This window comes from Sphingomonas sp. SDUR79, assembly GCF_056821745.1.
Map to the genome: position 1 here is coordinate 451,694 of NZ_JBPDIN010000001.1, position 22,593 is coordinate 474,286.

Below are 22,593 nucleotides of genomic sequence, written 5' to 3' on the forward strand. Positions count from 1 at the left end.
TCATCCCGGGGCGCCCGTCCGCTGGATCAGCTCGATCTCATGCCCCTCGGGGTCGAGCAGGAAGGTCAGCCGCGCACCTGGCAGCTCATGGGGCCCATGCAGCGGGCGGGCGCCATGCGCGATCGCGCGCGCCGCTGCCGCGTCCAGATCGGCGGTGGTCAGGCCGACCGGGCCATGCCCGTTGCCGACCGTCACGTCCCGCCCGTCGCTATGGTGGAACAGCACCAGCGTAAAGGGCTGGCCGGGCAGGTTGAGCATCGACTCTTCCAGCCCGGGCAGCACCACGCGATTGGTCACCGCGAAGCCAAAGGTGTCGCAGTAGAAGCGCTCCATCGCGGGGAGGTCGCGCACGACCAGCTTGAAGAAGCCGAGGCGGAAGCGCAGCGCCTCCACCTCGCCCGTCTCCGCGCCGGTCAGTGCGGCATCAGCCATTGAAGCGCTCGCCCTTCGCAGCCTTGTCCTTCAGCAGTTGCGCGATTTCAAAGCCATGCTTCTCCAGCCCGGCGACGATGGTCTTGAGGCCAACCGTGTCCGCCCAGAACATCGGGCCGCCGCGATAGACCGGCCAGCCATAGCCATAGATCCACACGACATCGATGTCCGACGCGCGCTGCGCCATCCCTTCCTGCAGGATCAGCGCGCCTTCATTGACCATGGTGTACAGCGTGCGCTCGATGATCTCCTCATCGCTCACCGCATGCTGCACCGCGCCGGTCTTCTTGCGGAAGTCCTCGATGATCTCGGCGACGCGGGGGCTGGGCGAGGGGTTCCGCTTGTCGTCATAGTCGTAGAAGCCGGCCTGCTTCTTCTGGCCCCAGCGCCCTTCGGCGGCGAGCGCGTCGCGGATGCTTTCGATCCGGGTCGGGTCGCGGTGCCAGCCGATGTCGACACCGGCCAGATCGCTCATCTGGAACGGGCCCATCGGCATGCCGAATTCGACATGGACGCGGTCGACCTGCTCCGGGGTCGCGCCTTCCATCAGCAGCTTCATTGCCTCGACCTGACGCGGCATCAGCATGCGGTTGCCGATGAAGCCGTGGCACACGCCCGCGACCACAGCGACCTTCTTGATCTTCTTGGCGACGTCCATGACCGTCGCCAGCACATCCTTGTCGGTCTGTGCGCCGCGCACGATTTCGAGCAGCTTCATGACGTTGGCGGGCGAGAAGAAGTGCATGCCGACGACATCGCCCGGACGGCTGGTCGAGGCGGCAATCTCGTCGATGTTGAGGTAGCTGGTGTTGGAGGCGAGGATCGCGCCCGGCTTGCAGATCGTGCTGAGCTTGCCGAAAATGTCCTTCTTGACGTCCATATTCTCATAGACCGCCTCGATCACGAGGTCGCAATCGGCGAGGTCGTCCATGCTCAGCGTCGGGGTCAGCAGGCCCATTGCCTGTTCGACCTGTTCGGGCTTGATCCGCCCGCGCGCGGCGCTGCCCTCGTAATTCTTGCGCATCACGCCGGTGCCGCGGTCGAGCGCGTCCTGCTGCATTTCGACGATCGTCACGGGAATCCCGGCGGACAGGAAGTTCATCGAAATGCCGCCGCCCATCGTGCCGGCGCCGATCACGCCGACCTTCTTGATGGCACGCAGCTGCGTATCTTCCGGCACGTCGTCGATCTTCGCGGCCTTGCGCTCGGCGAAGAAGATGTGGCGCATCGCTGCGCTCTGGGTGCCCATGATCAGCTTCATGAAGCCGTTGCGCTCACGCACCACGCCCTCGGCATAGGGCTTGTCGACCGTTTCCTCGATGACCTTGATGATCTCTTCGGGCGCGTCGAAGCCGCGGAAGCGCTTGGCGTTGGTCTTGCGGAAGGCGTCGAACACGCCCGGCTCAACGCTGACCGGCTTTTCGCTGGCGCGGGGCAGGGGGCGGGTGTCGGCCACTTCCTTGGCATAGGCGACCGCATCGGCGGTCAGGCTGTCCTCACCGGCCATGCGATCGACCAGACCAGCGGCCTGCGCGACCTTGGCCGGGACCGGATCGCCCTTCGCCGCCAGTTCGAGCGCGAATTCGACGCCCGCGACGCGCGGCAGGCGCTGGGTGCCGCCCGCGCCGGGGAGGATGCCGAGCTTCACTTCGGGCAGACCGAACTTCGCCGAGGGGACGGCGATGCGGTAATGGCAGGCCAGCGCAACCTCGCACCCACCGCCAAGGGCAGTGCCGTGAACGGCGGCGACGACCGGCTTCTCGCTCGCCTCGATCGTGTCCACGACGGTCGGCAGCCCCGGCTCCTGCATCGGCTTGCCGAATTCGGTGATGTCGGCGCCGGCAAAGAAGGTGCGCCCGTCGCAGCGGATCACGGCGGCCTTCAGGCTGTCGTCGCTGTTCAGTTCCTTGATCGCCGCGTCCAGCCCCTGCCGCACCGCCGCGCCCAGCGCGTTCACCGGCGGGTTGTTCGAGGTGATGACGAGGATATCGCCCTGTTTTTCGGTGGTGATGGGGCCGGTCATTGGTCTTCCTCTCTCTAGATCGTCATCCCCGCGCAGGCGGGGATCCATTGTCGCTGATGCTGCGGCTCCTGCCGAAACGTCAGTCCTGAATGGATTCCCGCCTGCGCGGGAATGACGGGGTAGGGGTTGCGAACGAAATCATGTCAAAGCCGAATAGATCATCGTCTTCAGCTCGCGCCGGATCGGGTACAGCCCCGATGGCGACAGCTGGGTCATGAACACCATACTGATCCGTTCGACCGGATCGACGAAGAAGGCGGTCGAAAACATCCCGCCCCAGTAAAACTCCCCGACGCTGCCTGGGATCATCGAGCGCGCAACGTCGATGTTCATTGCAAAGCCCAGGCCAAAGCCGGTCCCGGCATTCTGCGTCTCGCTGAACAAAGACCGTGACAGCGCCGACAGGTCCTTGCCGCCGGGCAGGTGGTTCATCACCATCAGGTCGAGCGTCTTGCGCCCGATAATCCGCGCGCCGTCGAGCGTCCCGCCATTGAGCAGCATGGTGCAGAAGCGGTGATAGTCCAGCGCGGTCGAGACGAGCCCGCCGCCGCCGGACAACAGGGTCGGCTTGCGGCTCCACGCCGATTTTTCGCCCTGATCATACATCACCCGGCCTTCGCCCGGCTTGAACGTGTAGCAGTCGGTCAGCCGGTCGAGCTTGTCCTCTGGCACCCAGAAGCCGGTGTCGTGCATGCCGAGCGGCGCGAAGATATATTCTTCGAAATAGGCATCGAGCTTCTGGCCCGACACGCGTTCGACCACCGCGCCGAGTACATCGGTAGATACCGAATAATTCCACGCCTCACCCGGCGAAAATTCGAGCGGCAGCTTGCCCAGCGCCGCGACGAAGCCGTCCAGGTCGAGATGCCCGTGCCAGCTCTCGATCCGCCCTTCGCGATAGGCTGCATCGACATTGCCGCGATTCTGGAAGCCATAGGTGAGGCCGGAGGTATGCCGCAGCAGGTCGATCATCCGCATCGGTTCGGTCGTCGGCCGGGTCACGAACGGCACCCGCCGCCCCCGCCATTGTAAACGCCCAGCCCCTTGAATTCGGGCAGGACGTGATGGACCGGCGTATCGAGCGCGACGCTGCCCTGCTCGACCAATTGCATGAACGCGATCGACGTCACCGGCTTGGTCATTGACGCGATGCGGTAGATCGACGTCTCGTCCACCGCCGCGCCGCCTTCCCGCGCTGCACCCTGATGGCTGAAATGCGCGACGTTCCCGTCGCGGGCGATCAGCAGCTGGGCGTTGGGCAGTTTTCCCGAGTCGAGGTAGCGCGCCTTTACGAACGCATCGATGCGCGCGAGCCGATCGGCGTCGAAGCCGCTTTCCGTAGCGGTAGCGAGGGCGGTTGAGTCCATACCTCTAATTCGAATCCTCGTTCCGGGGCGTTCGCCTTTGTGTCGCTTCCCTATTGCGTTGAGCGGCTAATGAATCAAGAATGAAGTGTGTTCGGGCGTGGCGGAATCGCCAAACCGGACATTCAACAACGAAATGATGACAGCATTGGAGAGACCCGCCTTGGCCCCCGAACCGCTCATCCCGCTCGACCCGTCCTGGCCGAAGATGACGCTGGCACAAGCCCAGGCGCTGATGACCGCGCCCGGCCAGAAGCTGGAAATGGACGAAATCGAGATTCGCGGCATCAAGACGCGGGTGTGGAAGAACGCCCCGCCGCACCTTGCCGCCCTGCTCCAGCTGTCGCGCACCCATGGCGAGCGTATCTTCACGATCCACGAGGACGAGCGTGTCAGCTACGAGGCGAATTTCCGCGCTACCGCGCACCTCGCGACCAAATTGCGCGAGATGGGGGTAGTGAAGGGCGACCGCGTCGCGCTGGCGATGCGCAACACGCCCGAATGGCCGGTGATCTTCTTCGCCGCGGTCAGTATCGGCGCGATCCTGGTGCCGCTCAACGCGTGGTGGACCGGCGGCGAGCTGGACTATGGCCTGCGCGATTCGGGGTCGAAGGTGCTGTTCCTCGACGGCGAGCGGTTCGCCCGGCTGCAAAAGCGGTTGCCCGACCTGCCCGATCTTCAGCGCACCGTGGTCAGCCGCTGGGATGGCGAATTGCCCGAGGGCGTCGACAAGCTCGAAGACCTGATCGGCGCGCCCAATGACTGGGCCTCGCTGCCCGATGTCCCGCTCCCCGCCGAACCGACTTTGGAGCCGGAGGATGACGCGACGATCTTCTACACCAGCGGCACCACCGGTTCGCCCAAGGGCGCGCTCGGCACGCATCGCAACCTCTGCACCAACATCATGTCGGGCGGATATGCCGCCGCGCGTTCGTATCTGCGCCGGGGCGAAATGCCGCCCGAGCCGCAGCCCAAGGTTGGTCTGCTGGTGATTCCGCTGTTCCACGTCACGGCCTGTTCGGCGAGCCTGATGGGCACGCTCGCATCGGGCAACACCGCGATCTTCATGCGCAAATGGGACGTGGTCGAGGCGATGGAGATCATTCAGCGCGAGAAGGTGAACCTCACCGGCGGCGTGCCGACCATCGCCTGGCAGATTCTGGAGCATCCCGACCGCCACAAATACGACCTCTCCAGCCTCGAGGCGATCGCCTATGGCGGCGCGCCCTCGGCACCCGAGCTGGTCAAGCGCATCTTCACCGAATTCGGCGCGCTTCCCGGCAATGGCTGGGGCATGACCGAGACGATGGCGACCGTCACCAGCCATTCGAGCGAGGATTATCTCAACCGCCCGACCAGCGCCGGCCCGCCCGTGCCGGTCGCCGATCTCAAGATCATGGACCCCGAGGGTGAGAAGGAACTGCCCGTCGGCGAAGTCGGCGAGCTCTGGGCCAAGGGGCCGATGATCGTGAAGGGATACTGGAACAAGCCCGAAGCGACCGCCGAATGTTTCCGCGACGGCTGGGTCCGCACCGGCGATCTGGCGAAGCTGGACGAGGAGGGGTTCCTCTACATCGTAGACCGCGCGAAGGACATGATCATCCGCGGCGGCGAGAATATCTACTCGTCCGAGGTCGAAGACGTGCTGTACGCCCACCCCGCCGTCACCGACTGCGCGCTGATCGGCATTCCGCACAAGACGCTGGGCGAAGAACCCGCCGCCGTGGTGCATCTGGCGCCGGGGATGGAAGCGACCGAAGCCGAGCTGCAGGCGTGGGTCCGCGAACGGCTGGCGATCTTCAAAACGCCCGTGGCGATCAAGTTCGTCGCGGAGACGCTGCCAAGGAATGCGAACGGGAAAATCTTGAAGAAGGATTTGAAGGCGTTGTTTGTGGAGGAGGGGGTGGCCTGATTGGGGCGTGAACTCACCCCTCTCGTCGTCCCGGGCTTGACCCGGGACAGGGCTTCTTCTTCCAACGTCGGCCAAGAAAAGCCCAGCCCCGGGTCGAGCCCGGGGCGACGGGGAGGGGGGTGGTTGACTGCCGCCTTGGTTTCGCGTCGTATCCACCGATGCCACGCGCACCCAAAGGCGGCTGGGTCTACATCATGGCCAACCGTTATCGCGGAAAGATGTACACCGGCGTCTCGGCAAACTTGCCCGCCCGCGTCCACCAGCACCGCACCGGTACCGGATCGAGTTATTGCGCCGAGCATCACCTGACCCGCCTTGTCTGGGCCGAATATGCCGAGGACATCACCGACGCGATTGCGCACGAAAAGCGGGTTAAACGGTGGCACCGGGAGTGGAAGTTTGCGCTGATCGAAAAGGCGAATCCGGATTGGGTTGATCTCTACGATCAAATTGCGGGCGGCGACTAAAACCCCCTCGTCGCCCATGCCCCCATTTTCTCGTCGCCCCGGGCTTGACCCGGGGCTGGGCTGCTTTTTCCCCTCGGCCGTGGTCAAGAAAGCCCTGTCCCGGGTCAAGCCCGGGACGACGAGAGTGGGCGGCGTTAGGGCAAAAAAAGGGCCGGTCCTTCCGAACCGGCCCCCTCCATCACGTCAGGCGTGTCGCCTCACCAGATCTTCACCCGCTGCTCGGGCGGCAGGTACAGCGCGTCGCCCGGCTTCACGTTGAACGCCACATACCAGGCGTCGACATTGCGGACGATGCCGTTGACGCGATATTTGGCCGGGCTGTGCGGGTCGGTCAGCAGGCGCTGCAGTTCGGCGTCTTCACGCACCTTTGCCTGCCACGCCTGGGCATAGGACAGGAAGAAGCGCTGGTCGCCGGTCAGGCCGCCGATCACCGGGGCCTTGCCGTGCTTGGTCTGATAACGCTGGTACGCGCCATAGGCCATTTCGATGCCGCCCAGATCGCCGATATTCTCACCCAGCGTCAGCTTGCCGTTGATCTTGGTCCCCTTGACCGGCTCATACTGGTTGAACTGCTCGACCAGAACGCCCGTGCGCTTGGCAAAGGCGGCCTTGGCTTCGGGCGTCCACCAGTTGGCGAACTTGCCATCGGCACCGAACTGGCTGCCCTGATCGTCGAAGCCGTGGCCGATCTCATGCCCGATGATCGCGCCGATCGCGCCATAGTTCACCGCCGGATCCGCCTTGGCGTCGAAATAGGGCGCCTGCAGGATCGCGGCCGGGAAGGTGATCTGGTTCATCAGCGGGTTGTAATAGGCGTTCACCGTCTGCGGGGTCATGTCCCACGCCGCGCGGTCGACCGGCTTGCCGAGCTTCGAGAGCTGATACTGCTGCCCCCATTCGCGTGCCGCCACCATGTTGCCGAGCAAATCGCCACGGCTGATCTTCATGCTCGAATAGTCGATCCACTTGGCCGGATGCCCGACGCGCGGGTCGAACGCGGCAAGCTTGGCCAGCGCCTTTTCCTTGGTCGCCGCATCCATCCACTGGTTCGCCTTCAGCCGCTCTTCCAGGCTGGCGCGCAAATCGACGATCAGCTCGTTCATCTTGGCCGAGCTTTCCGGCGGATAGTGGCGCGCGACGTAAATCTCGCCGACTGCCTCGCCCAGCGCGCCATTGACCAGCTGGACCCCGCGCTTCCACCGCTCGCGCTTTTGCGGGGTGCCCGACAGCGTCTTGGCGTAGAAGTTGAACGAGGCATCGTCGAACGCCTTGGGCAGATAGGCGGCGTTGGACGAGATGAAGTGGAAGGTCATCCAGTCCTGCCAGGTCGATACCGGCACTTCGGCGAACATCTTGCCCAGCGCGGTCAGCGCGGTGTCGTTGCCCATGATCATCTTGGGCATCGCCGCGACGCCCGCTGTCTGCATCATGGCCGGCCAGTCGAATTCGGGTGCCAGTTTCGCCATCCCGGCGCGGTCCATCGGCTTGTACAGCGCCATGATGTTGCGGTTCTGCTCAGGGCTCCAGTGCACCTTGGCCATCGCGGTTTCGAAGGCGACGATCGCGTCGGCCTTTTTCGCCGCATCGGCGATTCCCGCCAGCGTCAGCACCTGTTCGACATAGGCGCGATAGGCGGCGCGGAACTTGTCGTATTTTTCGCCTTCCAGCAGATAATAGTCGCGTGCCATGCCGAGCGTGCCCTGGCTGGCGAACGCGGTGTACTGGGTCGGATCGGCCAGATCGGGGATGATCCCGATGTCGACCGGGCTGGCATAGCCGACGCTCGCGAACAGCGTTTGCAGCTTGGCGCGATCATTCGCGGCGGCGATCTTGGCGAGATAGGGCTTGAGCGGCGCAGTGCCGCGCGCCTCGATCCCGGCCTCGTCCATCCAACTGGCGTAGAGGTCGCCGATCTGCTTGCCCTTGGTGCCGAACTGGCCGGGGTTCTTGGCCATGTCGTCGAGGATCGCGCGCACCGAAATTTCGGCCTCGTCGGTCAGCTTGACGCCATAGCCCGCCGATGCGCGATCCGCCGCGATCTCGACCGACTTGTCCCAGCCGCCATTGACGTAGGACCAGAAGTCATCGCCCGGCTTGACGCTCTTGTCCTGCGTGGACAGCTCAAGGCCGACGGTGCCGTAACGCGGCCCGGTGGCGCTCTGCGACAGGGCAGGCGCGGTCAGCGCGAGCGCGGCAACGCCCAGCGTCAGGCGCGCGAAAACATTGATCTTCATGGAAAAATCCCCCCAGAGAGTCGGTAGTGTATTGTGTTACCATAACGGTTGGCGGGGAGGGGTGCAATGCCGCTCACACACCTGCCCATCGTCGTCCCGGGCTTGACCCGGGACCGGGCGTCTTCTTTCTCGGCGGTGGCAAGAAAAGCCCAGCCCCGGCTCAAGGCCGGGGCGACGGTGGAGGGTTCAGGCGAGAACCCCCGCCACGGCCTTTACCCAGCCCGCAAGCCGCGCCTCCCGCGCGCCGCTCTCCATCGTCGGCTCGAACATCTCGACCCGCCCGCGCATCGCCGCCGCTTCCTCCAGCCCGGAGAACAGCCTGCAGCCCACGCCCGCCAGCATCGCCGCGCCCAGTGCCGTCGTCTCGGTGAAGGCCGGACGTTCGACGGTTACGCCCAGCACGTCGGCTAGATCCTGTGCGATCCAGTCATTGGCGACCATGCCGCCATCGATCCGCAGCCGCGACCAGTCACAGCCATCGGCGGCGAAGGCGGTCTTCAGGTCATGGCTCTGATGCGCCATTGCCTCCAGCGCGGCGCGCACGACATGCGCCTTGCCGCTGGCGAGGCTGAGGCCGCTGATCGCTCCGCGCGCTTCGGGTTCCCACCACGGCGCGCCCAGCCCCGATAAAGCAGGCACGAAATACACCCCGCCATTGTCGGCGACGCTGCGCGCCAGCGCCTCGGTCTCGCCCGCGTCTGCGATGAGCCCCAGCGAATCGCGCAGCCATTTGACCACGCTGCCCGCGACGAACACCGACCCCTCGATCGCATAGGTGCGCTTGCCGTCGAGCTGGCACAGCACGGTCGAGAGTAAGCGGTGGCGCGAGGTGGGCTGGCGCTCGCCGGCATTGGTCAGCACGAATGCGCCGGTGCCATAGGTCGCCTTGGTCTCGCCCGGCGCCAGGCACGCCTGCCCGATCGTCGCTGCCTGCTGGTCGCCGGCCAGGCCACAGATCGGGATGCGCCCGCCGAACAGCGTCGTCTCCCCGAATCGCCCCGCGCAATCGACAATCTCGGGCAGCGCGCCGCGCGGGCAATCGAACAGGTCCAGCAGCCCGTCGCTCCACCCGCCGCTGCCCAGGCCCATCAGCAAGGTGCGCGACGCATTGGTCGCGTCGGTGACGTGGAGACCACCGGTCAGCTTCCACACCAGCCAGCTTTCGACCGTCCCGATCGCCAGCCGGTCGCCCGCGTCGCGCAGCTGCGGCCAGTTGGCCATCGCCCAGGCGATCTTGGTCCCGCTGAAATAGGGGTCGAGCAGCAATCCGGTGCGCGCCTGCACGCCGGGTTCCTCGCCGCGTTCCTTGAGGTCGCGGCACAAATCGGCGCTGCGCCGGTCCTGCCATACGATCGCCGGGGCGAGCGGTTGCCCGGTCTCCTTGTCCCAGAAGACGATTGTCTCGCGCTGGTTGGTGATGCCGATCGCCGCGATCCGCTCCGGCCCGCCCGCGCGCTCGACCATCGTTGCCGCGCAATTGGCCGATTCGGCCCAGATCTGGTCGGGGTCATGCTCAACCCATCCGGCTCGCGGATAGCTTTGGCGCAACGGCACCGCGATGCTGTCGAGACAGCGACCGTCCGGCGCGAACAGCATCGCGCGGGTCGAGGTCGTCCCCTCGTCGATGACCAGCAGAATCTCTCCCATCGAATCAGGTTAGCCGGGATTACATCGCACGCAAATCGCGCTAGGATTCGCGCGAGAGGTAAAACAAGTGGACGAAGTTTTCGGGAACGACCGGCGCGCAGAAGGGGAGGGCGACACGCCCGACTCGACGCATCACTTCGTCCCCGTCGTGCCCCCCGCCGATCATGAGACCGAGGCGGAGAATCGCCGCGACCGCCTGCTCGCCGGGCTGACGCTGATGGCGGGGATCGGCCTGGTCCTCGCGCTGCCCTTCGCGCTCAAGGCCGGATCGCCCTTCTTCCTCCCGCTGACCGCCGCGATCGTCATCGCGATTGCGCTGGTCCCGATCCTCGAATGGCTGGAGCGGCATCGCGTGCCGGCGCCGCTCGCCGCCCTGATCTGCCTGTTGCTGTTCCTGACCGCAGCCAATGCCGCGCTGGCGTCGATCGTCGTGCCTGCCTGGGGCTGGCTGTCGATCCTTCCCGAGCGGATCGACAATATCCAGTCGAACGTGAAGCCGCTGATCGACTTCTATTCGAACTTCGAAGCCTTTGTGAACAAGACGATCCAGGACCTCGCTCAGTCGCGCCCGATGCAGCCGACCGAGGCGACGGGACAGGCACCGCCGCGCTCGCTGCTCGAACTGGCCGCGACCAGCGCGCCGACTGCGTTCATCGAAATGTTCTTCGCGGTGCTCGTGATCTTCTTCTTCCTGTCGGGCTGGACCCGGTTGCGGCGCAACGCGATCACCAGCCGCACCAGCTTTGGCGGGGCGATGGCGACCGCGCGGGTGATTCAGGATGTGGTCGACGATACCTCGGCCTATCTCGGCACGATCACGATGATCAACGTGACGCTGGGGCTGCTCGTCGCTGGCGCGCTGTGGCTGATCGGCATGCCGACCCCGCTGATGTGGGGCGGCATCGTCGCGTTGCTCAACTATATTCCCTATCTCGGCCCGATCTTTGCCGCCGGATTCCTGGCGGTGGGCGGGCTGATGACGTTCCAGGACGTGTGGACCGCGTTGCTGCCCGCCGCGATCATGATCGGGCTGCATACCATCGAGGCGAACTTCATCACGCCGCTGGTGGTCGGGCGGCGGCTGACGATCAATCCGATCATGATTCTGATCTCGCTGTCCTTCTGGGGCTGGGTCTGGGGCACGCCGGGCGCGCTGCTCGCGGTGCCGCTGCTGATCATCATCCAGACCGTGCTCAATGCGGCGGGCAAGCCGGACATCGCCGGATTCCTGTTCGAACATGGCACCCTGGTCGCGCGCGGAAACCCCGCCGCGCCACGTCCGCAAATTATGCGCGAAAGCGGAGTTGACAGCCCCGGACCGCCCGGTTAGGTGCCGCGCTCTCGCAAGGGACTGCGCTTCGGCGCCAGGGTCATGCGGGTGTAGCTCAGTTGGTTAGAGCGCCGGCCTGTCACGCCGGAGGTCGCGGGTTCGAGCCCCGTCACTCGCGCCACCCCTTTATGGGTGGCCACCTCTCTCACTCCACGTCACCGATTGTCAGCGGCACCATGGTGCTTTGCTTGTGCACGCGCTTGATGAAGCTCGTCTCATAGCGCCGCACCGCCGGATCGTTCTGAAACAGCCGTTCGGCCAGCCTGTTGTAATCCGCCATGTCGCGCACGCAGACCAGCACCGCCAGGTCATCCGCTCCGGCGACGTCCAGGATCATTTGAACCGAATTCTCGGCCGCGAGCGCCGCGCGCAACGCCGCGATGCCGCGCTCTTCGGCATGTTCATGGACCTGTACCCGCACCAGCGCGCGCAGCCGCCGTTCGGTGAGCTTGGGCGCGAGCAGTGCGACGTCGGCCGCGATAAACCCTTCGCTGCGCAGCCGACGCACGCGTCGCGTGACCGCCGATGCCGACAGCGGCACGTCGCGCGCCAGCTCCTCCGCGGTCGCCAGCGAATCGGCCTGGAGCAGGTTGAGCAACTGAAGGTCGAAGGCGTCGAGCTTGCTCATATCTGGCGCGAACCCACTCCCGAATGACGATTTTCGGCACATAGCGCGCCATGATCGCCTGCAAAAGGCGTGTTAGTCAACTATAACACCTCGGGTGATCCACAACGGAGAGGCTTGATGGGTAAGGAAGTGATGGCGGCGGCAATCCTGGCGATGCTGGCACCGGCGGCGATGGCACAGAGTGAGGCACCGGCACCCGCCGTCGCCCCCGCCTTTGACGCGGCGGCGGCCAAGGCCGCAGTGGCGACGCTGGCGGACGAGCTGGAGAAGAATTTCGTCTTTCCCGATACCGCAAAGCGCTACGCTGCGGCGCTGCGCACGAAGCTCGCGGCGGGCGGCTATGACGGCATGACCGATGGCTATGCGCTGGCCACCGCAGTCACCGCCGACCTTCAGGCGATCGCTCCCGACGGCCATCTCGCCATGTTCGCGCCGGGCGGCCCGCAGTCGCAGCGCGTCGGCCAGCCCTCGACCCAGCAGCAGATCGGCAATGCCCCGCTGCCCCCGCCCGCGATGGAACAGGCCGGAATGATCGCACCGGGCATCGCCTATGTCCGCTTCAACGGCTTTTTCGGCGAGGCCGAGACGCTCAAGGCCTTCACCGCCTTTCTTGATCAGCAGGTCGGGGCAAAGACGCTGATCATCGACGCGCGCACGCATCGCGGCGGCGGGCTGGACGAGATGGACGTGCTCTTCCCGCGCATCTTCGACAAGGCGCAGGCGGTGATGATCATGGACACGCGCGCATCGTTCGCCGCGCAGGCGGGGCCGCTGCCGTTCCGCTCGCTGGTCAAGGTCGATGCGCCCGCCGAACTGGCGCGAACCGAGCATCGCGTCATCCCGGCAAGCCCGGCCGGCCCATGGGCGAAGACGAAGATCTACTACCTCACCTCGCCGCGCACCGCCTCCGCCGCCGAGCATCTTGCAGCGGTGTTCAAAGGGACGAAGCGCGCAACGCTGATCGGGGAAACTACGGCGGGGGCGGGCCATTATGGCGGCACCGCACCGCTCGGCGGGGGATATTCGGCCTTCATCCCGGTCGGGCGCAGCTATTTTCCTGGCGGTGAGAGCTGGGAGCAGGTCGGCGTGAAGCCCGATATTGCGGTCGCGCCGGAACGCGCGCTTTATGAGGTGCTGGTGCGCGAAGGCGTCCCCGCCGCACAGGCCGAGGCGCTGTCGGCATCGCATATGCCCAAGGGTTCGATGGAACGCCGCAAGCTCGGTCGCCGCTGACGCGCGACCCGCAGGGGGGCGGTGGCGTTGATGGATCACCCCTAATCCACAACGCCGTAGCGCCGCCCCCTTGCACCCCCCGGCACAGCCGCTAAACGCCCCCGTTCACCACAAGGGAGCGGGACATGAGCGACTCGATTTCGGCCGAGCAGCTGCGCCTTTTGATCGAGCGGATCGAGCGGCTGGAAGAAGAGAAAAAGGGCATCAGCGACGACATCAAGGACGTCTATGGCGAGGCCAAGGCGACCGGTTTCGATGCCAAGATCATGCGCACCATCATCCGCCTGCGGAAGATGGAGAAGCACCAGCTCGACGAGCAGGACGCGCTGCTCGAAACTTATCGCGCCGCGCTGGGGATGCAGTAAGCTCTTTGGTCAGCTACGCTGACGCGGCACCGGCCCGCTCCCCCACCCGGCCACCCATTTCAGAATATCCTGTCGATGGGTGGCCGGGTGGGGGAGCGGGCCGGTGCCGCCATCCGGCTCGGCGAAGCTGAGCCGAACAAGGAGACCCGCGCATGATTCTCACCACCACCAGCACCGTCGACGGGCATAGCGCCACCCGCTATCACGGCATCGTGACCGCCGAAGTGATCATCGGCGCCAATATCTTCCGCGACCTGTTCGCCGGCATTCGCGACATCGTCGGCGGCCGATCGGGCAGCTATGAGCGCCCGCTCAAGGACGCGCGCAAGACCGCGCTCGACGAACTGCGCGACGAGGCCCGTGCGCTCGGCGCGAACGGGGTGATCGGCATCGATTTCGATTATGAAGTGATCGGCAAGAACGGATCGATGCTGATGGTCTCCGCCTCCGGCACCGCGGTGACGCTCAGCGGGGTCTGAGTCGCGGCGTTCCTGACTCGTCACCCCGGCCTTGTGCCGGGGTCCACTCTGCCTCCCGTCCGACGCTCACGCTGCTTGCTTTGCGCCTGCCTCCCGGTGGACCCCGGCACAAGGCCGGGGTGACCAGGGCGGTTGGCGGCGAAAACCCCCGGTTGCGCCTCAACCCGCCCTTGCCCTAGAGACGCCGCACCCAATTCCACAGAGACACCCCATGGCAGGCCATTCCAAATTCAAGAACATTATGCACCGCAAGGGCGCGCAGGATAAGAAGCGTTCGGGCATGTTCAGCAAGCTCAGCCGCGAAATCACCGTCGCGGCCAAGATGGGCCTGCCCGATCCCGACATGAACCCGCGCCTGCGCGCTGCGGTCAACGCCGCGAAGGCGCAGTCGATGCCGAAGGACAATATCCAGCGCGCGATCGACAAGGCGAGCAAGGGCGACGGCGAGAATTACGAGGAAATCCGCTATGAGGGCTTTGGCCCCGGCGGCGTCAGCCTGATCATCGAGGCGCTTTCCGACAACCGCAACCGCACCGCCACCAATGTGCGCACGGCCGTAAGCAAGAACGGTGGCAATCTCGGCGCGTCCGGATCGGTCAGCCACGCCTTCGACCGGGTCGGCCTGATCACCTATCCCGCCAGTGTCGGCGATGCGGAGAAGGTGTTCGAGGCGGCGCTGGAGGCGGGTGCCGAGGACGTGACGTCGAGCGAGGACGGCCACGAGATCTGGACCGCCAACGCCGACCTGCACGAAGTCGCCAAGGCGCTCGAACCCGTGCTGGGTGAGGCCGAGGGCGCCAAGCTCGCATGGAAGCCGCAGACGATGGTCGAGGTGAGCGAGGACGATGCCGCGACGCTGTTCAAGCTGATCGACGCGCTCGACGATGATGACGACGTCCAGACCGTCTGGGGCAATTACGAAGTTTCGGACGAGGTGATGGCGAAGCTGGGGTGACAACCATTCCCTCGCCCCTCCGACGGAGGGGAGAGGGATGCGCAGACTTGGGTCTTGCGAAGCAAGGCCTTCAGTCGGAGCTGGGAGAGGGGTGGGCGGCTGCGAAGCAGACGCTCGGCGCTATGCGCCGATCTACCCCTCTCCAAGCTCCGCTAGGCAGCAAGCTGCCAAGCTGCGCTATCCTCTCCCCTATCAAGGGGAGAGGATGGCACCTCTAAGCCGCCCGCTCGTCCGCCCCATCCATCCCCAGCATCGCACGGATGCGCCAGGCGTCGGCGGCCCAGTTGGTCCCCTGCGAAAATGGCGCGGATGCCAGGCGCGGCGCATCGTCTAGCAGGGGGAACAGCTCGCGCTCCTCGCGGTCCAGCCGGTCGATGACCTCGGCTGTGCGCAACCGCACCGCTACCGCATAAGCCCGCCAGTCGCGCACCACTGCATCGGGCGGAAATTGGCGGGTATGCGCCGCGAACTTCGCATAATCCGCCGCCGTGGCCTGACAGAAGCGCTCGGCCACCGCGCGCGCCGCCGGGTCGGCATGCAGCCGCAGCCGCGGATAGATCATCCGGTCCTTCAGCGTCAGCGTCCGCAGCAGGGTTCGGCTGAACCGCCATCGCGCGTCGTTGAGTTCGTCCAGGCTGGGCGGTTCGGTGCGCCGCGCAATCGCCGCCATTTCCACGGTGCATTCCCGCAGGCGGCGATGTTCGGCAAAGAACGGATCGAGATTGGACACAGCGAAACCCGCTTTCTTGGCTCCAGAACGACAGGACGGCAGCGCAACGATGCCGGGACGGGCTGGCGCACCGTCCACTTGTCTTTTAGGGCGCGGGGATGGTTAGAGGTCAGGCAACCAGCAGAAAACCGTTACGGACCCGGTTTTACCGGGTGGAGCGATGAGGACCCAGCGCCTGATCCTCGGCCTCGACCCCGGTCTAGGCACCACCGGCTGGGGCCTGATCCGCGCCGACGGCAATCGCCTGAGCCATGTCGCCAACGGCCAGCTCAAGACCGACGCAAAGGCTCCGCTGCCTCAGCGGCTCGCGCATCTCGACGCGATGCTCGCCGCGCTGGTTGCCGATCACGCCCCCGATGGTGCGGCGGTGGAGGAGGTGTTCGTCAACTCCAACCCGCAATCGACGCTGAAACTCGCCCATGCCCGCGGGGTCGCGATCTGCGCTGTCGCACGCGTGGGCCTGGAGGTGGGCGAATATGCCCCGCGACTGGTCAAGAAGGCGGTGGTCGGCACCGGCACCGCCGAAAAGGCGCAGGTCCACGCGATGATCGCCCGCCTGCTCCCCGGCACCAAGATCGCCGGGGCCGACGCGGCCGATGCGCTCGCGGTCGCGATCTGCCACGCGCACCATCTGGCGAGTGCGCGGGCGTTGGGCCGCTGAATATCGCTTCCCTCATGGCGGTCGTTCCGCTTATGTCCCGGCCATGATTGCGCATCTCAACGGCCATCTCGCCGCAACAGGCATCGACCATGCGGTGATCGACGTGAATGGTGTCGGCTATCTGGTCGGCGCATCGGCGCGGACGCTGGCGGCGCTCGGCGCGATCGGTGAGTTTGTCACCGTCCACACGGAGATGCTGGTCAGCGAGGATTCGATCCGCCTGATGGGCTTTGCCAGCGCCGAGGAGCGTGACTGGTTCCGCCTGCTCACCGGCGTGCAGGGGGTGGGGGCCAAGGTCGCGCTGGCGATCCTCTCGATCCTCTCGCCGGCGGAAGTCCAGACCGCCATCGCTCGCGCCGACGCCGCGATGGTCGCGCGCGCCAATGGCGTCGGCCCGAAGCTGGCGCAGCGCATCGTCAACGAACTCAAGGACAAGGCTGGCGGCGTGGCGATCGGCAGCGGCGGAGCTGGGGCGGCGGCCCCGGTCGGTAGCGCGGCGAACGACGCGGTCTCTGCGCTGCTCAACCTGGGCTTCAAGCCCGCAGAAGCCAGCAACGCGGTGAACGCGGCGAGCGATGAACTCGGGCCGGCCGCTACGCTCGACGCGCTGGTCCGGCTGGCGCTGCGCAAGGCGGCGAAGTGAGGGTCATCCCTCTTCCACTCCGTCATGCTGAACTTGTTTCAGCATCCACTGCACCCCGCAGCGACTGACCAGAGGCTCTATCTGCAACGGGCGACCCTTGCCGCCCTTGGCGGTGACGCTCGGACCAAATTTCGGAACAGCCGCCCGCCGCACGGTGGATGCTGAAACAAGTTCAGCATGACGGAATGGGTCAAAGATAGCGCTACCAGATTCCCGTTGCGCTTAGTATTGATAGCGCTAACATCTCCTCCGCCGGACATGATTCCGGACATGCAGGCCCGCAAACGGGCCGCGAGGAGGAGAGAGAGGATGCGGGCCCTTACACGTCGGGAAACCCTTGCCCTTGCCGGTGCGCTGGGCGTTTCAGCATGTAGCGGGGGAGGGCCGGGGACCGGCACGATTTCTACCCCGTCACCGACCCCCACGCCCGGCCCCTCGCCCAGTCCTTCGCCATCACCCAGCCCGTCGCCATCGCCGACGCCAACCAGCACGCTCAAGGCGGCGGCTGCAGCGCGGGGGATGCGGTTCGGATCGACCTTTGCCTGGGCGTCGCCCGGTGCCGATGCCGGATCGTTCAACAACCCGGCCTATGCCGCTTTGCTCGAGCGCGACTGCCAGCTGCTCGTCCCCGAAAACGAGATGAAATGGGAATATCAGTCGAGCGCCGAGAATGTGTACGACTGGACCCGCGCCGATCAGATGCTGGCCTATGCCGAGTCAAAGGGCATGGAGATGCGCGGCCACACCATGCTGTGGTATATTCAGGAGCGGTTCCCGGCGTGGCTGCGCAGCTATCCGATGGGCGCGGACCCGCGCGCCACGGCGGAGCGGCTGGTGCGCACGCATGTTCAGAATACCGCGCGCCATTTCGGCAACCGCATCAAAAGCTGGGACGTGATCAACGAGGCGATCGATCCCGCGACCGGCAATGTTCGCACCAACATCCTGCACAATGCGGTCGGCGGGGACACTTCCATCCTCGACCTCGCCTTCCGCACCGCGCGGGCGGAGCTGCCAACGGCGGAGCTGGTCTATAACGACTATATGGACTGGGGCTCGACCACGCACCGCAACGGCGTACTGGCGCTGCTTCAGGGGTTCCGCACGCGCGGCGTTCCGGTCGATGCGCTCGGTATCCAGTCGCATATCGGCTTTTACTCCAGCGGCACCGCGCAGGACATCGCCAACGCCCAGATCCCGGCGATGCGCTCCTTCCTCGATGCGGTCGTCGCGCTTGGCTACAAGCTGATCATCACCGAGTTCGACGTCAGCGACCGTAATCGCACGGGCACAATTGCGCAGCGGGACGAGGATGTCGCGGTGTACGGCCGCGCCTGGCTCGACCTGTTGTTCAGCTACCCGCAGCTCAAGGACGTGCTCGTCTGGGGCATGAACGACAAATATAGCTGGCTGCAGAATTTCGGTACCCCGCGCCCCGACGGCCAGCCGCTACGGCCGCTGCCCTATGACGCCAGCGCGCAGCCCAAGCGGCTCTACACCGCGATCGGCGACGCGTTTGCCGCGACGACCACGCGTCCCGCACCGACCTGACGAGCGGGGAGGGGGATTGGCTTGCCGTAAGCGAACGGATAAGGAACGTTGAGAACGGTTGGCGGCAGCCGCCCCCCTTTTGCGGTATGACGCACGAGGGGGCTCGATTATTCGCTTAAGGAAGCACCATGCACGTCACAGCAGTCCTGACCCCCGCTGTCGAAGGTGGCTTTGTCGCCTATAATCCCGAGACGGGCAGCACGACGCAGGGTGAAACGATCGAAGAGGCGCTGGCCAGTCTGCGCGAGGCGGTGGAACTGTATCTGGAGGAGTTTCCGATGAAATTCGGCGCCGCTCCCCTGATTACCAGCTTCGACATTGCGGCCAATGCCTAAGTTTCCGGTGCTGTCAGGTGCCGAAATCATTCGCGCGCTCGAACGGCTCAATTTCGTGCAGGTCCGTCAGCGCGGCAGTCATGTCGTGATGCGGCGGGGCGGCAATGGTTGCGTCGTTCCGCTGCACCGTGAGGTGAAGTCAGGCACGCTTGCCGGATTGTTGCGACAGGCCGGGGTGACCGCCGACGAATTTCTGGCGGCCGCACGTGACTGACGACCGCATCCTCACCGCATCGCGCCGCCCCGAGGACATCGACGCGGCGCTGCGCCCCAAGTCGCTCGACGAGTTCGTCGGCCAGCGTGCGGCGCGCGACAACCTTCGCGTGTTCATCGATGCCGCCCGCCAGCGCGGCGATGCGCTCGATCATGTGCTGTTCTTCGGCCCGCCCGGCCTTGGCAAGACCACGCTGGCGCAGATCATCGCCAAGGAAATGGGCGTCGGCTTCCGCGCCACGTCCGGCCCGGTGATCGCCAAGTCGGGCGATCTTGCGGCGTTGCTCACCAATCTCGAGGATGGCGACGTCCTGTTCATCGACGAGATTCACCGCCTCGCTCCTGCGGTTGAGGAGGTGCTGTATCCCGCGATGGAGGACCGCGCGCTCGACCTGATGATCGGGGAGGGGCCGTCGGCGCGCAGCGTGCGGATCGATCTGCCGCGCTTCACCCTGGTCGGCGCAACCACGCGGCAGGGGCTGCTGACGACGCCGCTGCGCGACCGCTTCGGCATCCCCGTGCGCCTGCAATTCTACACGGTCGATGAACTGACCCGCGTCGTCACCCGCGCCGCCGGCCTGCTCGACCTTGGCATTGCGCAGGATGGCGCGGCGGAGATTGCGCGGCGTTCGCGCGGCACCCCGCGCATCGCCGGGCGGCTGCTGCGGCGCGTGCGGGACTTCGCCAATGTTGCGGGGGAGGCGGTGGTGCACGCCCGCGCCGCCGATGCCGCGCTCAACCGGCTTGAGGTCGACGCGCTCGGCCTCGACGCGATGGACCGGCGCTACCTCACCATGATTGCCGACATTTATCGCGGCGGTCCGGTCGGCGTAGAGACGCTCGCCGCGGGCCTGTCCGAGCCGCGCGATACGGTCGAGGAGGTGATCGAACCCTACCTCATCCAGATCGGCCTGATCGCCCGCACCGCGCGCGGCCGATGCCTCAACGCGGCGGGGTGGAAGCATCTCGGCCTCAACCCGCCCGCCGGATCGCAGGACGGGCTGTTCGACGGGTGACGCCGCGTGGCGTCGTTACCCGACCGGTTCAGCTGAAGATTTCGGGTGCATCAAAATCCGGCGCGCCTTCGCCCAGTCGCGGGTCGAAGCCATAATCGTTCTCGCCGCGGGTGCCGGGCAAAAAGCCGAACACGATGAAGAAGATGAACCCGATATAGGGGATGATCGTCAGCAGATACATCCACCCGCTCTTGTTGCTGTCGTGCAAACGCCGCACCGTTACCGCGATGCTGGGAAGCAAACACGCCAGGATCCAGAGAACGACCGGGATATAGATTAGCGAGAAATCGTCGCTCTCTGCCGAGTCTTCCAGTGCCGCCCCGCCCATCATGCCGTCTGTCACGACGAACGACGCCGCGATCACGCCGTAAAAGATGATGAAGAACAGCCAGAATTCGGTCCGCGTCGAGCGCCCGCTGAAGTCGACATAGTGGCGCCACGGCCGCAGAATCTTGTCCATCTTTGCCCCCATTTGATTCGGAAGCGATCCTATCCGATTGCAATGGCTTGGCAATTGCCGCGACCCTGGGGCGCGAGGGGGCCTGAGACATGCAGACTATCGCTGCCACCGGTGGTTGGACTATCGGATGGCACTGACTTTGTGGAAACCAAGCCTTGACCGACCAGCCTTCCGCCGACCGTCTGAGCGATGCCCGCGCCGCGCTCGCCACCGCGATGGCGCTGCACGAACAGGGCGATCTGGAAGGGGCCGAGGCGGGCTATCGCGCGGTGCTGGCGCTGGGCTACCGCGCCACCGATGTGCTCCCCTTGCTCGCCGGCCTGCTCGGGCGTCTGTCCCGCGCGGAGGATGCGCTGGCCGCCTGGGAGCAGCTGCTCGCCATCCAACCCGATCATGCCGTGGCGCTGCATGAAAAGGGGCTGACGCTGCACTGGCTCGGTCGCACCGGGGAAGCCGTCGCGGCTTTGGAACAGGCCTGCGCGCTCGATCCGCACAATGCGATCGCGATCGGCAATCTGGCGGTGGTGCTGGCCGATGTCGGGCGCAACCACGCCGCGATCGGCCAGTTCCGCCGCGCTCTGGCACTTCAGCCCGACAATCTGCATCTGTGCCATCAGCTGCGCCGGCTGGGCGCGGCATCGGTGCCTTTCTGGCATATCCCGATGATGAACGACGCGCCGCGCAACGACGCGTTCGAGGCGGCGATCAAGGCCGCCATCGCCGTCGCCGGCCCGGACGCGCGCGTGCTCGACATCGGTGCGGGCAGCGGCCTGTTGTCGCTGATGGCGGCGCGCGCCGGCGCGCGACAGGTGGTGGCGTGCGAGATGGAGCCGCTGATCGCCGAAATGGCGCAGCGGATCGTGGCGCAGAATGGCTATGCCGATCGCGTCACCGTTCATGCCAAGCCCTCCACCGAGCTTGCCGTGGGGGCCGAGCTCGACGCGCCGGCGCAAATCCTCGTTTCCGAAATCCTCTCCAGCGATCTGCTCACCGAAAAGGTGCTCGACACGTTCGAGGACGCCCATCGCCGCCTGCTCGCCCCCGACGCTTTGGTGATCCCGCGCGCGGCCACCGCGATGGGATGCCTGGTCGCCAGCGACACGCTGGCCGATTATGCCTTTGTCGGCGAAGTCTCGGGATTCGACCTGTCTCCCTTCACTGCCCTTGCCCAGCAACGCCTACCGATCCACGGCACCATGACCGCGTGGCAACGGCTGTCCGACGACCATGAACTGGTCCGCCTCGACCTGACCCAGGCGCGGCACGACGCACTGCTCGCCCGCCTGCGCATCCCGGTGACGACGAGCGGGCGGGCGATCGGCATCGTCCAGTGGATGCAGATCGATCTGTGGCCCGGCGTGACGTTCGACAACCACCCCGACCGCTATACCGATGGCGGCTGGCTCCAGATCCTGCACAGCTTCCCCGCGCCAATCGACGTGGTGGCGGGCGAGACGCTGGACGTCGCGGTCGGGCATGACCGGATCACGCTGATCCTGCTGCCGATGACGCAGGATAATGGCCCAGCAGGCTCCGCCGGCGCCGCGCGCGTCTAGTCGACGAAGCCGCTCAACGTTAACGGGTCGCCCGACATGATCTGCTGGGTCTGGAGGCCCGTCGCCGTTGGCCAGGTCACGGTTACGGTTCCGGCGAAGTTGGTAATTTCGATGCTCGGCGCTGCGTTGGGCGCGCTGAGGGGAATGGTGACCTGTGCATTGAAGGTCGTGCCTGATTCGACATTGAAGTTGATCGCGCCGGATGTGACGTAGAGTGCGCTGAAGGCAATCGTCCCGGACATGGCAAGCGCGCTTACCGGGTCGAGCGCGAAGCTGCCGTCGGTGATGGCAATTGTCGAATTCATCGAGGTCAGGGTCGCGTTCTGGAAGTTGATCGTAATCGAGCTCATGGCCATGGT

General features: G+C 65.7%; 22 protein-coding genes, 1 tRNA gene and 1 pseudogene. 15 read left to right on the top strand and 9 right to left on the bottom strand.

The features are described 5' to 3' along the window. From ACRYLO_RS02060 to ACRYLO_RS02070, 3 genes and pseudogenes are all read right to left on the bottom strand, one after another. On the bottom strand, window positions 1–432 hold the full coding sequence (locus ACRYLO_RS02060) for a VOC family protein (protein WP_482658637.1): 432 nt from the start codon (window positions 430–432) through the stop codon (window positions 1–3). Continuing rightward, entirely contained in the window at window positions 425–2,455 is a 2,031-nt protein-coding gene (locus ACRYLO_RS02065; RefSeq protein WP_482658638.1) for a 3-hydroxyacyl-CoA dehydrogenase NAD-binding domain-containing protein, read from the bottom strand. Before ACRYLO_RS02065 ends, ACRYLO_RS02060 begins: the two co-directional genes overlap by 8 nt. Before the next feature lie 138 nt (window positions 2,456–2,593). Continuing rightward, a pseudogene (locus tag ACRYLO_RS02070) lies at window positions 2,594–3,822 on the bottom strand (serine hydrolase domain-containing protein). Window positions 3,823–3,958: 136 nt separating this feature from the next. Here ACRYLO_RS02070 and ACRYLO_RS02075 point away from each other — a divergent pair. Both ACRYLO_RS02075 and ACRYLO_RS02080 read left to right on the top strand, forming a co-directional pair. Further along, window positions 3,959–5,731 carry a class I adenylate-forming enzyme family protein gene (locus tag ACRYLO_RS02075; RefSeq protein ID WP_482661654.1) on the top strand — a complete coding sequence of 591 codons (1,773 nt, stop codon included), beginning with the start codon at window positions 3,959–3,961 and terminating at the stop codon, window positions 5,729–5,731. 158 nt (window positions 5,732–5,889) lie between these two features. Next, the gene (locus ACRYLO_RS02080) at window positions 5,890–6,198 is read left to right on the top strand and encodes a GIY-YIG nuclease family protein (protein ID WP_482658639.1); all 309 of its coding nucleotides are present in this window, start codon (window positions 5,890–5,892) and stop codon (window positions 6,196–6,198) included. 197 nt (window positions 6,199–6,395) lie between these two features. Here the strand turns inward: ACRYLO_RS02080 and ACRYLO_RS02085 are convergent, their stop codons facing one another. Next, window positions 6,396–8,432 carry a M13 family metallopeptidase gene (locus ACRYLO_RS02085; RefSeq protein WP_482658640.1) on the bottom strand — a complete coding sequence of 679 codons (2,037 nt, stop codon included), beginning with the start codon at window positions 8,430–8,432 and terminating at the stop codon, window positions 6,396–6,398. Between the two features lie 186 nt (window positions 8,433–8,618). Next, window positions 8,619–10,079, bottom strand: coding sequence for a glycerol kinase (locus ACRYLO_RS02090; RefSeq protein WP_482658641.1), 1,461 nt, complete (start codon window positions 10,077–10,079; stop codon window positions 8,619–8,621). 148 nt (window positions 10,080–10,227) lie between these two features. Here ACRYLO_RS02090 and ACRYLO_RS02095 point away from each other — a divergent pair, with 148 nt between their 5' ends. After that, window positions 10,228–11,409 (top strand): AI-2E family transporter, encoded by a 1,182-nt coding sequence (locus tag ACRYLO_RS02095; protein WP_482661655.1) that lies wholly within the window; start codon window positions 10,228–10,230, stop codon window positions 11,407–11,409. A gap of 44 nt (window positions 11,410–11,453) precedes the next feature. After that, window positions 11,454–11,530: transfer RNA gene (locus ACRYLO_RS02100), tRNA-Asp, on the top strand. Between the two features lie 24 nt (window positions 11,531–11,554). On the opposite strand, the gene ACRYLO_RS02105 is transcribed toward ACRYLO_RS02100, so the two are convergent. Beyond that, the gene (locus ACRYLO_RS02105) at window positions 11,555–12,037 is read right to left on the bottom strand and encodes an Lrp/AsnC family transcriptional regulator (RefSeq protein ID WP_482658642.1); all 483 of its coding nucleotides are present in this window, start codon (window positions 12,035–12,037) and stop codon (window positions 11,555–11,557) included. Window positions 12,038–12,154: 117 nt separating this feature from the next. Between ACRYLO_RS02105 and ACRYLO_RS02110 the strand changes: the two genes are divergently transcribed. From ACRYLO_RS02110 to ACRYLO_RS02125, 4 genes are all read left to right on the top strand, one after another. Next, the gene (locus ACRYLO_RS02110) at window positions 12,155–13,270 is read left to right on the top strand and encodes a S41 family peptidase (protein WP_482658643.1); all 1,116 of its coding nucleotides are present in this window, start codon (window positions 12,155–12,157) and stop codon (window positions 13,268–13,270) included. Between the two features lie 125 nt (window positions 13,271–13,395). Then, window positions 13,396–13,635, top strand: coding sequence for a DUF2312 domain-containing protein (locus ACRYLO_RS02115; protein ID WP_066660091.1), 240 nt, complete (start codon window positions 13,396–13,398; stop codon window positions 13,633–13,635). 152 nt (window positions 13,636–13,787) lie between these two features. Then, window positions 13,788–14,114: a heavy metal-binding domain-containing protein gene (locus ACRYLO_RS02120; RefSeq protein WP_224922836.1), complete on the top strand. Its 327-nt coding sequence runs from the start codon at window positions 13,788–13,790 to the stop codon at window positions 14,112–14,114. Between the two features lie 211 nt (window positions 14,115–14,325). After that, window positions 14,326–15,069 carry a YebC/PmpR family DNA-binding transcriptional regulator gene (locus ACRYLO_RS02125; RefSeq protein ID WP_294018513.1) on the top strand — a complete coding sequence of 248 codons (744 nt, stop codon included), beginning with the start codon at window positions 14,326–14,328 and terminating at the stop codon, window positions 15,067–15,069. Between the two features lie 214 nt (window positions 15,070–15,283). Here ACRYLO_RS02125 and ACRYLO_RS02130 read toward each other — a convergent pair whose 3' ends face one another. Beyond that, on the bottom strand, window positions 15,284–15,799 hold the full coding sequence (locus ACRYLO_RS02130; RefSeq protein ID WP_482658644.1) for a hemerythrin domain-containing protein: 516 nt from the start codon (window positions 15,797–15,799) through the stop codon (window positions 15,284–15,286). A gap of 160 nt (window positions 15,800–15,959) precedes the next feature. On the opposite strand from ACRYLO_RS02130, the gene ruvC reads away from it, so the two are divergent. The 6 genes from ruvC (at window position 15,960) to ruvB (ending at window position 20,218) form a co-directional block, all read left to right on the top strand. After that, a complete protein-coding gene (gene ruvC, locus ACRYLO_RS02135; protein ID WP_482658645.1) occupies window positions 15,960–16,460 on the top strand; it encodes a crossover junction endodeoxyribonuclease RuvC in 501 nt (166 codons plus the stop codon). A gap of 43 nt (window positions 16,461–16,503) precedes the next feature. Continuing rightward, window positions 16,504–17,103 carry a Holliday junction branch migration protein RuvA gene (gene ruvA / locus ACRYLO_RS02140; protein ID WP_482658646.1) on the top strand — a complete coding sequence of 200 codons (600 nt, stop codon included), beginning with the start codon at window positions 16,504–16,506 and terminating at the stop codon, window positions 17,101–17,103. A gap of 309 nt (window positions 17,104–17,412) precedes the next feature. Beyond that, window positions 17,413–18,654, top strand: a complete 1,242-nt coding sequence (locus ACRYLO_RS02145) for an endo-1,4-beta-xylanase (protein ID WP_482658647.1) — start codon at window positions 17,413–17,415, stop codon at window positions 18,652–18,654. Between the two features lie 128 nt (window positions 18,655–18,782). Beyond that, complete coding sequence (locus tag ACRYLO_RS02150; RefSeq protein WP_482658648.1) at window positions 18,783–18,989, top strand: type II toxin-antitoxin system HicB family antitoxin; 207 nt, start codon at window positions 18,783–18,785, stop codon at window positions 18,987–18,989. Then, a complete protein-coding gene (locus ACRYLO_RS02155; protein ID WP_482658649.1) occupies window positions 18,982–19,203 on the top strand; it encodes a type II toxin-antitoxin system HicA family toxin in 222 nt (73 codons plus the stop codon). Before ACRYLO_RS02150 ends, ACRYLO_RS02155 begins: the two co-directional genes overlap by 8 nt. Beyond that, the gene (ruvB, locus tag ACRYLO_RS02160; protein WP_482658650.1) at window positions 19,196–20,218 is read left to right on the top strand and encodes a Holliday junction branch migration DNA helicase RuvB; all 1,023 of its coding nucleotides are present in this window, start codon (window positions 19,196–19,198) and stop codon (window positions 20,216–20,218) included. The genes ACRYLO_RS02155 and ruvB overlap by 8 nt, the downstream gene beginning before the upstream one ends. A 28-nt stretch (window positions 20,219–20,246) precedes the next feature. Here ruvB and ACRYLO_RS02165 read toward each other — a convergent pair whose 3' ends face one another. Continuing rightward, window positions 20,247–20,678 (bottom strand): DUF805 domain-containing protein, encoded by a 432-nt coding sequence (locus ACRYLO_RS02165; RefSeq protein ID WP_482658651.1) that lies wholly within the window; start codon window positions 20,676–20,678, stop codon window positions 20,247–20,249. A gap of 155 nt (window positions 20,679–20,833) precedes the next feature. On the opposite strand from ACRYLO_RS02165, the gene ACRYLO_RS02170 reads away from it, so the two are divergent. After that, complete coding sequence (locus ACRYLO_RS02170; RefSeq protein WP_482658652.1) at window positions 20,834–22,234, top strand: class I SAM-dependent methyltransferase; 1,401 nt, start codon at window positions 20,834–20,836, stop codon at window positions 22,232–22,234. On the opposite strand, the gene ACRYLO_RS02175 is transcribed toward ACRYLO_RS02170, so the two are convergent. Continuing rightward, complete coding sequence (locus tag ACRYLO_RS02175) at window positions 22,231–22,590, bottom strand: hypothetical protein (RefSeq protein WP_482658653.1); 360 nt, start codon at window positions 22,588–22,590, stop codon at window positions 22,231–22,233. The two genes, ACRYLO_RS02170 and ACRYLO_RS02175, sit on opposite strands and share 4 nt — an antisense overlap. Window positions 22,591–22,593 lie beyond the last annotated feature (3 nt).